The following is a 14,260-nucleotide window of genomic DNA, read 5'->3' on the forward strand; positions in this document are numbered from 1 at the left end:
CCTGCGCGCGGGGCGCAGACGGACCGGCGATCGGCGCGGACACTGGGGCCATGGCCATCTTCGTCGCGATCTTCCTGGCCCTCCTCGTCGCCGCCGGGGTGCTGCTCGCCGCGGGCGCCGCCAGCTCGGCCACGGGCAAGAGTGCATCCCCGCTCCGCACGTTCCGCACCGGCTGGTCCGGCCGCAAGCACCCCGACACCGACCAGCGGGCGGCTGCGGCCGCTGCCGCGGTCGAGCCCGTCGACCTCTCGCTCGCCCAGTTCCTGCGGGAGACGGTGGACGAGGGGGAGGCGTACCTCCAGGTGGACGACCTCGCGGCGACGCTCCAGCGGGCCCGCGACAAGGCCGTCGGCGCGCTGCCCGGCAACCGCGACCGCTGAGGTCCGCACGCTGACGCGCCGGTTCGCGTCCTGAGCCCGCCGCCCGACAGACTGTCCCGGTGAACCCCGAGACGCTCGAGATCCTCCTGGCCGCCGGCATCCCGACGGTCCTGCTCGTCGCGCTGGCGACCGTCTTCGTCCGCCGGCGTCGCGGCACCACCACCGACGAGGCGCCGCCGGCCGTCGACGTGCCGGCCCCCGCGCCGGCTCCTGAGCTCGACACACCCGCAGCACCCACCGAGGTGCTCCCGGAGGAGGCCGAGGCCCCGCCGGCCCTCGAGGTCCCCGCGCCGGTCGCCGGGCGGCTCTCGCGGCTGCGCGACCGGCTGGCCCGCTCCGGGTCGCCCCTGGGCACCCGGCTGCTCGCGGTGCTCTCCAAGGACCACCTCACGGAGGACGACTGGGACGAGCTCGAGGAGACCCTGCTCCTGGCCGACGTCGGTGCGGGGCCGTCCGGCGAGCTCATCGAGGCGCTGCGCACCCGCGTGCGGGTCGAGGGCCTCAAGGATCCTGCCCGCGTCCGCGCGGTCCTGCGTGAGCAGCTCCTTGCGCTGGTCGACCCGTCCCTCGACCGCAGCCTGAACACCGCGCACGGCGCGGCCGCCGACGGCTCGCAGGTCCCCGCGGTCGTGCTCGTCGTGGGCGTCAACGGCACCGGCAAGACCACGACGGTCGGCAAGCTCGCGCGCGTGCTCGTCGCCGAGGGGAAGACGGTCGTGCTGGGTGCGGCGGACACGTTCCGCGCGGCTGCCGCCGACCAGCTCCAGACGTGGGGGTCGCGCGTCGGCGTGCACACGGTCCGCTCCGACCGCGACGGCGCCGACCCGGCGGCCGTGGCGTTCGACGCCGTCCGCACCGGCCGCGCCGAGGGGATCGACGTCGTGCTGGTGGACACCGCCGGACGCCTCCAGAACAAGGCCGGCCTGATGGACGAGCTGGGCAAGATCACGCGCGTGATCACGCGCGAGGCGCCGCTGTCCGAGGTGCTCCTGGTGCTCGACGCGACCACCGGGCAGAACGGGCTGAACCAGGCGCGCGTGTTCAGTGAGGTCGCCGGCGTGACCGGCATCGTGCTCACCAAGCTCGACGGCACCGCGAAGGGCGGGATCGTGGTCGCCGTGCAGCGTGAGCTGGGCGTCCCGGTCAAGTTCGTGGGCCTCGGCGAGGGCCCGGACGACCTGGCCCCGTTCGACCCGGCGTCGTTCGTCGACGGACTGCTCGGGGCCTAACGGCGACTCCAGCCGGCCCCGAGCCAATCTCGCTCGGGGCCGACGGGGAGCGCCGCGCTTCATCGCGCGTCGAACAAGCGACAGCCGGTTCTGTGCTCAGCCTCCGCAGTAGATGCTGGTTGAGAACGGGTTGAATGCGGAGAGCACCCCGCTGGTCTCCACCAACGTCTCGGTACCATTACCGCTGTACCACTTCTGGATCCGGTAGGAATAGTGACGACCGTAGGCGTAGGCGTAATGCGTCCCCTTTGCCGACCACGAGCAACCAACCGTGATCGTCGTCGCAGTCGAGCTCGAGATTCCGAGGGACGCTGCGACCCCTTCGCGCGTATATCCGAGGGTAACCGAGATCGTTCGCGTGGCGGTCTTGCCTGACGCCACCGAGCAGCTCCCGGCAGACGAAGTCACGATGCAGGAGCCCACGGAGCCTCCGGAACCGAGGGAGGAGCTCACCCCGACGACTTTGTAGTAGTAGTACTGCCCACCGGCCGAGCTCATCTGCGCCGAAGCGATTAGGCCCGTAAACGCGAGCGTAAGCACCAAGAGTGCACGAGTCAAGGATTTCAATCGCATAACCAATCTCCCCTTTTCAGAGTCACCTCAAAGCTGGTGACCGCGACAACTGCACTACCTCTCGGCGAGAGGCGCGCTGGAACCATAGCGGCTCATCACAGATGGGGGTGGCGGTTTCGAGGGGTTTGTTGCAAACACCGCTGGTTGGTGGGGCGGACAGGAGTTCACTTAGGCGCTCGGCTGGGTTCTTCGAGCCGAGCGCCTTGCGTTGGCGCTCGTGGGCGACGTGCTCGAGGTCTTCGGGGCCGTGGACGGACAGGTCGGTGCTCTTGGGGAAGTACTGGCGCGGGACCCCGTCGGTGTTCTCGATTGATCCGCGCTGCCCGGCAACACCAACGGTTGACCGCAGTGTTCGACGTTGATGAGCACGTCCAGGTCGAGGCAACCTGGGGCATCTACCAGCGCATGATCGGCGCCTACCGCGAGCCCCACCGCGCCAAGGGCCGCCAGCTGATGACGGCGCTGATCGAGTCGGTCAGCCATCACGTCTCGTCTGCACTCACCGAGCTCATCACGCTCGGGCGGACCCTGGCCAAGTGAGCCATCGACGTCCAGGCCTTCTTCGATCGCCCCGGCACCTCCAACGGCCCCACCGAGGCGATGAACGGCTGCCTGGAGCACCTGTGCGGCTCCGCGCTCGGGTTCCGCAACCTGCAGCGTCGGCTCGCTCGACCTGGACGACCGCTCACCACGAAACCGAACGTTTACCTGCGGGCGAGGCTTGTCACACCGACGTAACGTCCCTCGCCCACGACGGAAACCCGCCTCGTCGACTGTGATCCCCGGACCAGCCACCCCCGGCTGGCGAGTGGAGAGGCGATCTCGATGGAATTCGAGCTGGACAGCGGGAACACGGCGTTTATGCTCACCGCCGCGTCGCTCGTGCTGCTGATGACGCCGGGGCTGGCGTTCTTCTACGGCGGCATGGTGCGCGGCAAGAGCGTGCTGAACATGATGATGATGAGCTTCGGCGCGATCGGCGTCGCCGGTCTCATCTGGGTGCTCTACGGCTACTCCGGTGCGTTCGGCCCGGACCTCGGCGGCGGGTGGCTCGGCAACCCGTTCGAGTTCTTCGGCCTCCAGGGAGCCACCGACGACCAGAGCCTGATGGCCGCCTCCGGCGTGCCGTTCCTCGTGGCCGCGGGCTACCAGGCGACCTTCGCGATCATCACGGTCGCGCTCATCTCGGGTGCCGTGGCGGACCGCATCAAGTTCGGTGCGTGGCTCGTCTTCACGGCCGTCTGGGTCACCGTGGTCTACATGCCACTCGCCCACTGGGTGTGGGGCGGCGGACTGCTGAGCGGCACCGGACTGACCGAGGGTCTCTCGACCCCGATCGACTTCGCCGGTGGAACGGTCGTCCACATCAACGCCGGTACCGCCGGCCTGGTGCTGGCGCTCGTGCTCGGCAAGCGCAAGGGCTTCGGCAAGGAGGCCATGCGGCCGCACAACCTGCCGTTCGTCATGCTCGGTGCCGCGCTGCTGTGGTTCGGCTGGTTCGGCTTCAACGCCGGCTCCGAGTTCGCCGCCGACGGCACGGCCGGTCGGGCCTGGCTCAACACGCTCCTGGCCACGGGCATCGCGATGCTCGCCTGGCTCGCCACGGAGAAGCTGCGTGACGGTCACGCCACGTCGCTCGGTGCCGCGTCCGGCATCGTCGCCGGCCTGGTCGCCATCACGCCGGCCGCTGCCGCGGTCGACACGTGGGGTGCCATCGCCGTCGGGCTCGTCGCGGGTGTGCTCTGCGCCCTCGCGGTCGGCCTGAAGTTCCGGTTCGGCTATGACGACTCGCTCGACGTCGTCGGCGTCCACCTCGTCGGTGGTCTAGTGGGGACGATCCTCATCGGGTTCTTCGCCACGGACACGAACAGCACGTTCTACCCGCCCGGGGCCCAGAACGGTCTGTTCTACGGTGGTGGAGTCACTCAGCTGGCCACGCAGACGATCGTCGCGCTCGCCGCGGTGCTGTTCAGCTTCACGGCGACGTACGTCATCGCGCTCATCCTCAAGGCGACCATCGGTCTGCGGGTCTCCGACGAGGCCGAGGTCGGCGGCGTCGACCTGGCACTGCACGCTGAGACCGCATACGAGACGCTGGGCGTCGGCGCCCGCGTCGTGACGGAGGTGAAGTGATGACGAAGCTCGTGACGGCGGTCATCCAGCCGCACCGGCTGGACGATGTGAAGTCGGCCCTCGAGGCCGCAGGCGTCCGTGGTCTGACCGTGAGCGAGGCCAGCGGCTACGGCCGCCAGCGCGGTCACACCGAGGTCTACCGCGGTGCCGAGTACACGGTCGACCTGGTTCCCAAGGTCAAGATCGACGTGCTCGTCAGCGACGCGGACGTGGTCAGCGTGACCGAGGTCATCGTCCGTGCGGCGCAGACCGGCAAGATCGGCGACGGCAAGGTCTGGGTCGTGCCGGTCGAGGACGTGGCTCGCGTCCGCACCGGTGAGCACGGCGACGACGCCCTCTGACCAGGACGGCTGACTGCCACACATGACACAGGAACGGCCGCCCGCGGGGGGCGCGGCCGCGAACGGGTCGCCCGAGGTCCCGCACCCCGCGATCGGGGTGCGGGACCTCCGCACTGAGCGGCTCGAGCTCGCAGCCGGCCTGACCGGCCCCGGCGCCGACGGCATCGCCCGTCGCGCCGCCATCGTCGAGCTCGTCGTCGGTCGCCTGCGGGAGCAGTGGGAGATCGCGACCGAGGGTGTCGACGTGTCCGGCATCGCGCTGGGCGCCGTCGGCAGCGTCGGGCGCGGCGACGCCAGCCCGGTCTCGGACCTCGACCTGCTGCTGGTGCACGAGGGTCGCGGCCACTCCACCGAGGAGCTCTCGGCCCTCGCCCAGAAGCTCTGGTACCCGATCTGGGACGCGGGCCTCGACCTGGACCACTCGGTCCGCTCGCTCGCGCAGTGCCGCCAGGTCGCCTCGAAGGACCTGCCGGCGGCCGTCGGGCTCCTCGACCTCCAGCCCGTGTCCGGCGACGCGGTCGTGATCGCGCGCGCCAAGTCCGCGCTCCTGGAGGACTGGCGCTCCGCCGCCCGCCGCCGCCTGCCCGAGCTCCTCGCCTCCACCCGCCAGCGTGCGGAGCGGCACGGCGAGCTGGCGTACCTCATCGAGCCGGAGCTCAAGGAGTCCCGCGGCGGCATCCGCGACGCGGTCGTGCTCAGCGCGCTGGCCGCCACCTGGCTCACCGACCGGCCGCACGGTGCGGTCGACATGGCCTACGCCCACCTCCTCGACGTGCGGGACACCGTCCAGGTGGTGACCCGCCGGCACACCAACCGGCTCCTGCTCGCGGACCAGGACGAGGTCGCCGCCCTGGTCGGCTTCGACGACCGCGACGACCTCCTGGCCAGCATCGCGGAGGCGGCGCGGGTGATCTCCTACGCGCTCGACACCACCGTGCGCAACGCCCGCCAGGCGCTCCAGCGGCCTGCGCGGGCGACCATGCTCGTGCGCGGCCGCCGGACCGCCCCGCGGCTGCGGACCATCGCCGAGGACCTGGTCGAGCACGACGGCGAGATCGTGCTGGCCGTCGAGGCCCGGCCCGCCGACGACCCGCTGCTCTCCCTGCGGGCTGCCGCGACCGCCGCGCGGACGGGGCTGAGCCTCTCACCGGTGACCGTCGCCAGCCTGACGGCCACGCCGCCGCTACCGGTCCCGTGGCCGAAGGCGGCGCGCACCTACCTCCTCCAGCTCCTGGGGTCCGGGCCCGCACAGGTGCCCATCTGGGAGGCGCTGGACCTGGCCGGGGTCGTGACCACCTGGATCCCCGAGTGGGCCGGCGTCCGCAACCGCCCCCAGCGCTCGGCGATCCACCGGCACACCGTCGACCGGCACCTGGTCGAGACCGTCGCCCGGGCCGGCCGCGACAAGCGCGCGGTCGAGCACGGCGAGACCCTGCTGCTCGCGGCGCTCCTGCACGACATCGGCAAGCGCGCCGGCGCGGGCGACCACTCGACCGAGGGCGCCCGGCTGGCGGGTCCGATCGTGCTGCGCATGGGGTTCGACGACCAGGTGGCCGCCGACGTGACGCGGCTGGTCCGCGAGCACCTCACGCTCGCCGAGCTGGCCACCACGGCCGACCCCGACGACCCGGCGACGATGTCCCGGCTGCTGGACGCCGTCGACCACCGCCCGGACATGCTCGAGCTGCTGCGCGCGCTGACCGAGGCCGACGCCGGCGCTGCCGGGCCACCGGCGTGGAGCGCGTGGCGCGAGACGCTCGTCGACGACCTGACGGCACGGGCCACCCGGGAGCTGGCAGGTACGCTAGGTCGTCCCTGAACCCCCGAGCGTGAGGACCGCCAGGTGTTCGCCACCCTGTCCGACCGACTGACGTCGACCTTCAAGAACCTGCGCACCAAGGGCCGTCTGTCCGAGGCGGACATCGACGCCACCGTGCGCGAGATCCGCCGGGCGCTGCTCGACGCCGACGTCGCGGTCCCGGTCGTGCGCTCGTTCACGGGTGCTGTGCGTGAGCGCGCGCTGTCGGCCGAGGTGTCCGGCGCGCTGAACCCGGCCCAGCAGGTCGTCAAGATCGTCAACGAGGAGCTCGTCGCCATCCTCGGCGGCCAGACCCGCACGCTGAACCTCGCCAAGAACCCGCCGACCGTGATCCTCCTCGCGGGCCTGCAGGGTGCCGGCAAGACGACGCTCGCCGGCAAGCTGGCGCTGCACCTGAAGTCGCAGGGCCACACCCCGCTGCTCGTCGCGGCGGACCTCCAGCGCCCCAACGCCGTCACCCAGCTCCAGGTGGTGGGGGAGCGCGCGGGCGTGCCCGTGTTCGCCCCGCACCCCGGCAACCAGGGCAGCGACGACGTCATGCCGCTCGGCGCCGACCCGGTCGCGGTCGCCCGCGAGGGTCTGGCCACGGCCAAGGTCAAGCTGCACGACGTGCTGATCGTCGACACGGCCGGCCGCCTTGGTGTGGACGCCGAGCTGATGCAGCAGGCGTCCGACATCCGCGACGCGCTCGACCCCGACGAGATCCTCTTCGTCATCGACGCGATGATCGGCCAGGACGCGGTCACCACGGCCCAGGCGTTCCAGGACGGGGTCGGGTTCACCGGCGTCGTGCTGACCAAGCTCGACGGCGACGCTCGCGGTGGTGCGGCGCTGTCGGTGGCCAGCGTGACCGGCAAGCCGATCATGTACGCGTCCACGGGCGAGAAGCTCACCGAGTTCGAGGTGTTCCACCCGGACCGGATGGCGTCCCGCATCCTCGACATGGGCGACATCCTCACGCTCATCGAGCAGGCCGAGAAGGCGTTCGACGCCGGCCAGGCCGAGGAGATGGCCGACAAGCTGGCGTCCGGCCAGGACCTCACGCTCGAGGACTTCCTCACGCAGATGCAGCAGCTGCGCAACGCCGGCCCGCTGAAGAAGATGATGGGCATGCTGCCCGGCATGGGGCAGATGCGGGAGGCGCTCGACAACTTCGACGAGCGCGAGGTGGACCGCATCGAGGCGATCATCCGCTCGATGACCCCGGCGGAGCGCCGCACCCCGAAGATCATCAACGGCTCCCGCCGGTCGCGCATCGCCGCGGGCTCGGGCACCAAGCCCAGCGACGTCAACCAGCTGCTGGAGCGCTTCGACGGCGCGCAGAAGATGATGAAGCAGATGGCCAAGGGCGGCGGCATGCCCGGCATGCCTCCGGGCATGGGGAACCTGCCTGGGATGGGCGGCAAGAAGTCGCGCGGCCGCACGGCGCCGCCGGTGCGCAAGGCCAAGGGCAAGTCGGGCAATCCCGCCAAGCGCGCCGAGCAGGAGCGCGGCATCACGAGCAAGCCGGCCGCACCGCAGGGGTCCGCCTTCGGGATCGCCCCGAAGCCCGAGCCCACGCAGCCTGCGGAGATCCAGCTGCCCGCCGGTCTGGACCGCTTCCTCGGCGGACGCTGAGCGCTCGTGGTCCTGCACCTGCGCGGCACGGTCGTTCTCGACGACGAGCGCGAGGTCGGCGAGGCGTGGGTCGTGGGCGGACGCCTCACGTTCGCGCGTCCGTCGGCGACGCCCGACGCGGTGCTCGAGGGCTGGGTCCTGCCCGGCCTGGTCGACGTGCACTGCCACATCGGGCTGGCGTCGGACGGCCCGGTCGACGACGGCACCGCCTCGACGCAGGCGCTGGCGGACCGGGACTCGGGCGTGCTGCTGGTCCGGGACGCCGGTTCGCCGGCGGACACCGGCTGGGTGCACGATCGGGACGACCTCCCGCGGCTGATCCGGGCGGGCCGGCACCTGGCCCGGCCGAAGCGCTACCTGCGGCACTACGGACGCGAGCTCGACTCGGTCGCGGACCTGCCGGACGCGGTGCGCGAGGAGGCCGCCCGCGGGGACGGCTGGGTCAAGCTGGTCGCCGACTGGATCGACCGGGACCTCGGCGCCGACGGGGACCTGCGACCGCTGTGGCCCTCCGACGTGCTCACCGCCGCGGTGGCCGCGGCGCACACGGCCGGCGCACGCGTCACGGCGCACACGTTCGCCACCGAGTCGCTCGACGCGCTCCTCGACGCCGGGATCGACTGCCTCGAGCACGCCACCGGGGCCACCCCCGACCAGATCGACCGGATCGCCGCCGCGGGCATCCCGGTCACGGCAACGCTGCTCCAGATCGCGCAGTTCGAGGCCATCGCCGCCCAGGGCTCGCGCTACCCGCGGTTCGCTGCGCGGCTGAGGGCCCTGCACGCGCACCGCTACCAGCTGGTCCGGGACCTGCACGACGCGGGCGTCCCGGTGCTCGTGGGCACCGACGCCGGCGGCACGATCGCGCACGGCCGGATCGCCGACGAGGCCGCGGAGCTGGTCCGCGCCGGGCTGCCCGCGCACGACGTCGTGGCCGCCGCGAGCTGGCGGACGCGCGCGTGGCTGGGGGTCGCCGGGATCGCCGAGGGGGAGAGCGCCGACGTCGTCGTGTACGACGCCGATCCCCGCGCCGAGATCGGGGTGCTCGCCGCGCCCGCCGCCGTCGTGCTGCGGGGCGCGGTCGTCGCCGGGAGCTGAGCCCCGGACGGTGTTGGGGGTGGTCGTCCGCGTCTGGCACAATGGTCGGCTGTACCCGTCGTCCGCAGCCCCTCTACCTGCGTTCGTCGTGTCCCCGACCTTCCCGGCGCGCCCACCCCACGGGCAATGCGCGGGCAGGTCACCCACAGCAGACATCAGGAGAAGACCACACCGTGGCCACCAAGATCCGCCTCAAGCGTCTCGGCAAGATCCGCGCTCCGTACTACCGCATCGTCGTCGCCGACTCGCGCACCAAGCGCGACGGCCGCGTGATCGAGGAGATCGGCAAGTACCACCCCACCGAGGAGCCCTCGTTCATCGAGGTCGACTCCGAGCGTGCGCAGTACTGGCTCGGCGTCGGCGCGCAGCCGACCGAGCAGGTCGCCGTGCTCCTCAAGATCACGGGTGACTGGCAGAAGTTCAAGAACCTTCCCGGCCAGGAGGGCACGCTGCGCACCAAGGCCGACAAGATCGACCCGAAGGACGCCATCGAGGCTGTCGCGCTCGACGCCGAGAAGGCCAAGGCCAAGGCGTCCGAGAAGGCCGCCGCGAAGAAGGCCGCCGCTGCCGAGGCTCCGGCCGAGGACGAGCAGGCCTGATGCTCGCCGACGCTCTCGAGCACCTGGTCCGCGGCATCGTCGACCACCCGGACGACGTCCGCGTGACCGCGTCGACGCTGCGTCGCGGCGACCTGCTCGAGGTGCGCGTGCACCCGGACGACCTCGGCCGGGTCATCGGCCGCGGCGGTCGGACGGCACGCGCGCTGCGTACCGTCGTCGGTGCGCTCTCGACGGACGGCTCGGTCCGCGTCGACGTCGTGGACGTCGACCGGCGCTGATCCATCGCGCAAGGCCCGGTCCCCTACCCTGGGGACCGGGCCTTCGCCATGACCCCCCTACGTGAGGACTCTCCATGCAGCTGACCGTCGCGCGGATCGGCCGTGCCCACGGCCTGCGCGGAGAGGTCGCCCTCGACCTGCGGACCGACAACCCCGAGGACCGGTTCGGGGTGGGCGCCGTGCTGCTCACCGAGCCGGCGGCGCGCGGTCCGCTCACCGTCGTGAGCACGCGCACGCAGCACGACCGCTGGTACGTGACCTTCGCGCAGATCACCGACCGGACGACGGCCGAGGCGATGCGCGGCACCGAGCTGGTGGTGGACGAGGACAGCTCGCAGGAGGACGACGCCTGGTACCCGCACGAGCTCGCGGGCCTGCGTGCCGAGCACGTCGACGGCCGGCTGCTCGGCGAGATCGTCGGCCTCGAGCACCTGCCGGCGCACGACATGCTGGTTCTGCGCGAGCCCGACGGCGCCCGCACCTTGATCCCGTTCGTCAAGGTCATCGTGCCGGTGGTCGACGTCGCCGGTGGCCGCGTGGTGCTGGACCCGCCCGGAGGCCTCCTGGCGTCCGACGCGGCGAACCTGGTGGTGTCCGAGGAGACCGTGGGAGACGACGACTGACGTGCGCATCGACGTCGTCACGATCTTCCCCGAGTACCTGGCCCCGCTGGACCTGTCGCTGGTCGGCAAGGCACGGACCAGCGGCCTGCTGGACCTGCGCGTGCACGACCTGCGGGACTGGACCACGGACCGGCACCGGACCGTGGACGACACCCCGTTCGGGGGTGGCGCCGGCATGGTGATGCGCCCGGACGTCTGGGGGACCGCGCTCGACGAGCTGCTCGACGAGGACGCGCACCTGCTGGTGCCGACGCCGTCCGGCGAGCCGTTCACGCAGCGCACGGCCGAGGCTCTGGCCGGCGAGAGCCACCTCGTGCTGGCCTGCGGACGTTACGAGGGCATCGACGCCCGGGTGGCCGATCACTACCGCTCCCGCGGGCGCGTCACCGAGTTCTCCCTGGGCGACTACGTGCTCAACGGGGGAGAGGTCGCCGCGCTCGTCGTGGTCGAGGCCGTCGCGCGCCTGCTGCCCGGCGTGGTCGGCAACCCCGAGTCGCTGGTCGAGGAGTCCCACGGCGCAGCCGGCCTGCTGGAGTACCCCGTGTACACGAAGCCGCCGACGTGGGCCGGGCTCGGGGTGCCGGACGTGCTCCTGTCCGGGCACCACGCCCGGATCGCTCGGTGGCGGCGCGACACCGCTCTGGAGCGGACGGCGGCGCGGCGGCCCGACCTGGTGGCGGGTCTTCGCGTGGAGGACCTGGACGCGCACGACCTCGCCCTGCTCGCGACGCTCGGCTGGCGACCGGTGGACGGACGCCTCGCCCGACCGTGACGTCGAGCACGAGATTTACCGGTGCGGTGCCGCCTGTGGCAGACTTGCCCGTTGGTGCGCGCAGGCCGCGTCTCTGCCACAGGGGAGACGACTCACGACCACCCCGGGGATCCACCCGGACGCACCCGACCATCAGACCAAGGACGCCGGTCCTGCCTGCACAGGCAGCCGCGACGCCCTCGACGACGTTCCTGACCTGTGGCAGGGCGAGGAAGTGACATCACATGCACACGCTCGACAGTGTCGATGCAGCATCGCTGCGCTCCGACATCCCGGAGTTCCGCGCGGGTGACACCCTGAAGGTCAACGTCAAGGTCGTCGAGGGCAACCGCTCTCGCATCCAGGCGTTCCAGGGTGTCGTCATCGGTCGCCAGGGTGACGGCGTCCGCGAGACGTTCACGGTCCGCAAGGTCAGCTTCCAGGTCGGCGTCGAGCGCACGTTCCCCGTGCACTCCCCGACCCTGGAGTCGATCGAGGTCCTGACTCGCGGCGACGTGCGCCGCGCGAAGCTGTACTACCTGCGCAAGCTCCGCGGCAAGAAGGCCAAGATCAAGGAGAAGCGCGAGTTCGCTCCCGCCGCGAAGAAGGCCTGAGCCTCCTCGCACACGACGTCCTGACGGGCGGCCACCGACCGGTGGCCGCCCGTCGGCGTTCCCGCCCAGGGACCCGTCACGACACCGGTGACGGGTGGCACAGGACGAATCTCGCGGGGTGGTCGTGTGCGCGCTCGCGGCTCTCGCGTGCGAGAGTGTGCGGGTGATCGACCGACCCGCGCGCGACCTCGACGAGGACTCGTCGCCCACGTCGTGGCCGGGGATGGAGCCGCACCGCGGTGCCCACGTGGAGGGGCAGCCGGAGCGGGTCCCGCTCCCGGACGTGACTGCTCCCGAGCCCTCCGAGCCCCACGCGACCAGCCGGCGCCACGCCGCCGCCAAGCGGGCCAGCGGGGCCGGTTCGCTGCTGCGGGAGACGGTGATCATCCTGGTCAGCGCGATCGTCCTGTCGCTGCTGGTCAAGACGTTCCTGGTGCAGGCGTTCTTCATCCCGAGCCAGTCGATGCACGACACGCTCATCGAGCACGACCGCATCCTGGTCAGCAAGCTCACCCCGGGACCGTTCGACCTGCGCCGGGGAGACATCGTCGTCTTCAAGGATCCGGGCGGCTGGCTCCCGGCGGACGTCGCCCCGGACCCCGGCGCGCTCCAGGGCGCGATCAACTCCGCCCTGACGTTCATCGGGCTCTACCCGGCGGACGCGAACGAACACCTGGTCAAGCGCCTCATCGGACTGCCGGGTGATCACGTCTCCGCCGACCCGGGCGGCCCGGTCGTGGTCAACGGCGTCGCGCTCGACGAGCCCTACCTGGCGGCCGGTGAGTCCCCGAGCGCCATCGCGTTCGACATCACGGTGCCCGAGAACAGCATCTGGGTGATGGGCGACAACCGGTCGCACTCGTCCGACTCGCGCTACAACCAGGGCAACCCCGGTGGGGGCTCGGTGCCGGTCGCCAACGTCGTCGGCATGGCCTTCGTGACCGTGTGGCCGATCGAGCGCTTCGGTCTGCTGCGCAACCCGAGCAGCACGTTCGCGGACGTGCCCGACCAGCCGTGACCCTGGTCACCGGGCGCCCGGCGCCCCCACGCACGCCGCCGCACCTGCGCCACGAGCGGGTCCTGCTGCGCGACGGTGCGCGGTTGCTCGCGGGGATGGACGAGGTCGGCCGCGGGTCGCTCGCCGGCCCGGTGAGCGTCGGCGTGGTCGTCGTCGACGCCGGCACCCGGTCCGCCCCCAAGGGCGTCGCCGACTCCAAGCTCCTCGCGCCCGCTGCACGCACGCGCCTGCTGCCCGCGCTCCACCGGTGGGGGCTGGCGCGCGCGGTCGGCCACGCGAGCGCCGCCGAGATCGACGAGATCGGCATCATCGCCGCGCTGCGGCTGGCGGGGAACCGCGCCCTGGCGACGATCACCCTGACGGTCGGACCCGTCGACGTCGTGCTGCTCGACGGCTCGCACGACTGGCTGAGCCGGCCCGCGCAGACGGATCTCTTCTCGCTCGACGACGAGCCGGACGTGCCCGGCCCTCGCGTGCACATGCGGGTCAAGGCCGACCGGACGTGCGCGTCGGTCGCGGCGGCGAGCGTGCTGGCCAAGTGCGAGCGGGACGCGATGATGGTCGACCTGTCCGCGCAGCACCCCGCCTACCGCTGGCACGAGAACAAGGGGTACGCGTCGCCCGAGCACATGGCGGCGCTGCGGGAGCTGGGCCCGAGCGAGCTGCACCGCAGGTCATGGCGGCTGCCGGTCGCCGGCGAGCCCTTCGTCGACGACGAGTACTCCGACGAGGTGTTCTGAGCGGTCGGCTGCGTGGCGTCGCGCGGTCCCGGCCTCGGCCATGGGGGATGATGTCCGGGTGAGCGCGGAGGACCTGGAGAACTACGAGACCGACATGGAGCTCGCGCTGTACCGCGAGTACCGCGACGTCGTGGGGCTCTTCTCCTACGTCGTGGAGACCGAACGGCGGTTCTACCTGGCCAACCAGGTGGACCTCCAGGTGCGGTCGGCCGCCGGGGAGGTCTACTTCGAGCTGACGCTCGCCGACGCCTGGGTGTGGGACGTGTACCGCTCGGCGCGGTTCGTGAAGTCCGTGCGCGTGGTCACGTTCAAGGACGTCAACGTCGAGGAGCTGGCCAAGGCTGAGCTCGACCTCGGGGGTAGCGCGGGCTTCGCCCGCTGACGCCCGCCAAGCGTGCCGAGGGGCGCTGAGGCGCGGGTGCGCTCCGGGCCCGAGGACGCCGGGCGCTGATCCGCCCACAGCCCCCGCCGCGACGACCCCGGCCC

General features: G+C 72.0%; 15 protein-coding genes and 2 pseudogenes. 16 read left to right on the forward strand and 1 reads right to left on the reverse strand.

Features of this window, described 5'->3' with window-relative positions:
• The first annotated feature begins 50 nt into the window (after positions 1-50).
• Both ACO06A_RS16190 and ftsY read left to right on the forward strand, forming a co-directional pair.
• Positions 51-380: a hypothetical protein gene (locus ACO06A_RS16190; protein WP_421733235.1), complete on the forward strand. Its 330-nt coding sequence runs from the start codon at positions 51-53 to the stop codon at positions 378-380.
• Between the two features lie 59 nt (positions 381-439).
• Positions 440-1,609 (forward strand): signal recognition particle-docking protein FtsY, encoded by a 1,170-nt coding sequence (gene ftsY, locus ACO06A_RS16195; protein ID WP_421733236.1) that lies wholly within the window; start codon positions 440-442, stop codon positions 1,607-1,609.
• Positions 1,610-2,336: 727 nt separating this feature from the next.
• Here the strand turns inward: ftsY and ACO06A_RS16200 are convergent.
• Positions 2,337-2,504 (reverse strand): annotated as a pseudogene (locus tag ACO06A_RS16200) (IS30 family transposase); the annotation flags it as partial.
• Positions 2,505-2,506: 2 nt separating this feature from the next.
• On the opposite strand from ACO06A_RS16200, the pseudogene ACO06A_RS16205 reads away from it, so the two are divergent.
• The 14 genes and pseudogenes from ACO06A_RS16205 to ACO06A_RS16270 all read left to right on the forward strand — a co-directional run.
• Positions 2,507-2,920, forward strand: a pseudogene (locus ACO06A_RS16205) (transposase); the annotation flags it as partial.
• Between the two features lie 87 nt (positions 2,921-3,007).
• The gene (locus tag ACO06A_RS16210; protein ID WP_421733237.1) at positions 3,008-4,315 is read left to right on the forward strand and encodes an ammonium transporter; all 1,308 of its coding nucleotides are present in this window, start codon (positions 3,008-3,010) and stop codon (positions 4,313-4,315) included.
• Positions 4,315-4,656: a P-II family nitrogen regulator gene (locus ACO06A_RS16215; protein ID WP_175347498.1), complete on the forward strand. Its 342-nt coding sequence runs from the start codon at positions 4,315-4,317 to the stop codon at positions 4,654-4,656. The genes ACO06A_RS16210 and ACO06A_RS16215 overlap by 1 nt, the downstream gene beginning before the upstream one ends.
• 22 nt (positions 4,657-4,678) lie before the next feature.
• The gene (locus ACO06A_RS16220; RefSeq protein ID WP_175347497.1) at positions 4,679-6,475 is read left to right on the forward strand and encodes a [protein-PII] uridylyltransferase; all 1,797 of its coding nucleotides are present in this window, start codon (positions 4,679-4,681) and stop codon (positions 6,473-6,475) included.
• Between the two features lie 24 nt (positions 6,476-6,499).
• A complete protein-coding gene (gene ffh / locus ACO06A_RS16225) occupies positions 6,500-8,092 on the forward strand; it encodes a signal recognition particle protein (protein WP_421733238.1) in 1,593 nt (530 codons plus the stop codon).
• Positions 8,093-8,098: 6 nt separating this feature from the next.
• Positions 8,099-9,190 (forward strand): amidohydrolase family protein, encoded by a 1,092-nt coding sequence (locus ACO06A_RS16230; RefSeq protein ID WP_421733239.1) that lies wholly within the window; start codon positions 8,099-8,101, stop codon positions 9,188-9,190.
• Between the two features lie 173 nt (positions 9,191-9,363).
• Positions 9,364-9,789, forward strand: coding sequence for a 30S ribosomal protein S16 (gene rpsP / locus ACO06A_RS16235; protein WP_421733240.1), 426 nt, complete (start codon positions 9,364-9,366; stop codon positions 9,787-9,789).
• Positions 9,789-10,028: an RNA-binding protein gene (locus ACO06A_RS16240; RefSeq protein ID WP_175347493.1), complete on the forward strand. Its 240-nt coding sequence runs from the start codon at positions 9,789-9,791 to the stop codon at positions 10,026-10,028. The genes rpsP and ACO06A_RS16240 overlap by 1 nt, the downstream gene beginning before the upstream one ends.
• A gap of 74 nt (positions 10,029-10,102) precedes the next feature.
• Positions 10,103-10,651: a ribosome maturation factor RimM gene (rimM, locus tag ACO06A_RS16245; protein WP_421733241.1), complete on the forward strand. Its 549-nt coding sequence runs from the start codon at positions 10,103-10,105 to the stop codon at positions 10,649-10,651.
• A gap of 1 nt (position 10,652) precedes the next feature.
• Positions 10,653-11,423: a tRNA (guanosine(37)-N1)-methyltransferase TrmD gene (trmD, locus tag ACO06A_RS16250; RefSeq protein WP_421733242.1), complete on the forward strand. Its 771-nt coding sequence runs from the start codon at positions 10,653-10,655 to the stop codon at positions 11,421-11,423.
• A gap of 224 nt (positions 11,424-11,647) precedes the next feature.
• Complete coding sequence (gene rplS, locus ACO06A_RS16255) at positions 11,648-12,016, forward strand: 50S ribosomal protein L19 (RefSeq protein ID WP_421733243.1); 369 nt, start codon at positions 11,648-11,650, stop codon at positions 12,014-12,016.
• Positions 12,017-12,179: 163 nt separating this feature from the next.
• On the forward strand, positions 12,180-13,034 hold the full coding sequence (lepB, locus tag ACO06A_RS16260; RefSeq protein WP_421733244.1) for a signal peptidase I: 855 nt from the start codon (positions 12,180-12,182) through the stop codon (positions 13,032-13,034).
• Positions 13,031-13,774 (forward strand): ribonuclease HII, encoded by a 744-nt coding sequence (locus tag ACO06A_RS16265; protein ID WP_421733245.1) that lies wholly within the window; start codon positions 13,031-13,033, stop codon positions 13,772-13,774. The genes lepB and ACO06A_RS16265 overlap by 4 nt, the downstream gene beginning before the upstream one ends.
• Positions 13,775-13,832: 58 nt before the next feature.
• Positions 13,833-14,156, forward strand: coding sequence for a DUF2469 domain-containing protein (locus ACO06A_RS16270; RefSeq protein ID WP_055922267.1), 324 nt, complete (start codon positions 13,833-13,835; stop codon positions 14,154-14,156).
• The last annotated feature ends 104 nt before the right edge of the window (positions 14,157-14,260 follow it).

The sequence above is a fragment of the Cellulomonas sp. genome (assembly GCF_965229465.1).
Taxonomy (GTDB): Bacteria; Actinomycetota; Actinomycetes; order Actinomycetales; family Cellulomonadaceae; genus Cellulomonas.

What these genes read in the sequence shown, in the direction of transcription:
- rimM (WP_421733241.1), top strand. Translation starts at nt 10,103, where the DNA reads ATGCAGCTGACCGTCGCGCGGATCGGCCGTGCCCACGGCCTGCGCGGA.
- ACO06A_RS16210 (WP_421733237.1), top strand. Translation starts at nt 3,008, where the DNA reads ATGGAATTCGAGCTGGACAGCGGGAACACGGCGTTTATGCTCACCGCC.
- ACO06A_RS16215 (WP_175347498.1), top strand. Translation starts at nt 4,315, where the DNA reads ATGACGAAGCTCGTGACGGCGGTCATCCAGCCGCACCGGCTGGACGAT.
- ACO06A_RS16220 (WP_175347497.1), top strand. Translation starts at nt 4,679, where the DNA reads ATGACACAGGAACGGCCGCCCGCGGGGGGCGCGGCCGCGAACGGGTCG.
- ACO06A_RS16240 (WP_175347493.1), top strand. Translation starts at nt 9,789, where the DNA reads ATGCTCGCCGACGCTCTCGAGCACCTGGTCCGCGGCATCGTCGACCAC.
- rplS (WP_421733243.1), top strand. Translation starts at nt 11,648, where the DNA reads ATGCACACGCTCGACAGTGTCGATGCAGCATCGCTGCGCTCCGACATC.
- ACO06A_RS16190 (WP_421733235.1), top strand. Translation starts at nt 51, where the DNA reads ATGGCCATCTTCGTCGCGATCTTCCTGGCCCTCCTCGTCGCCGCCGGG.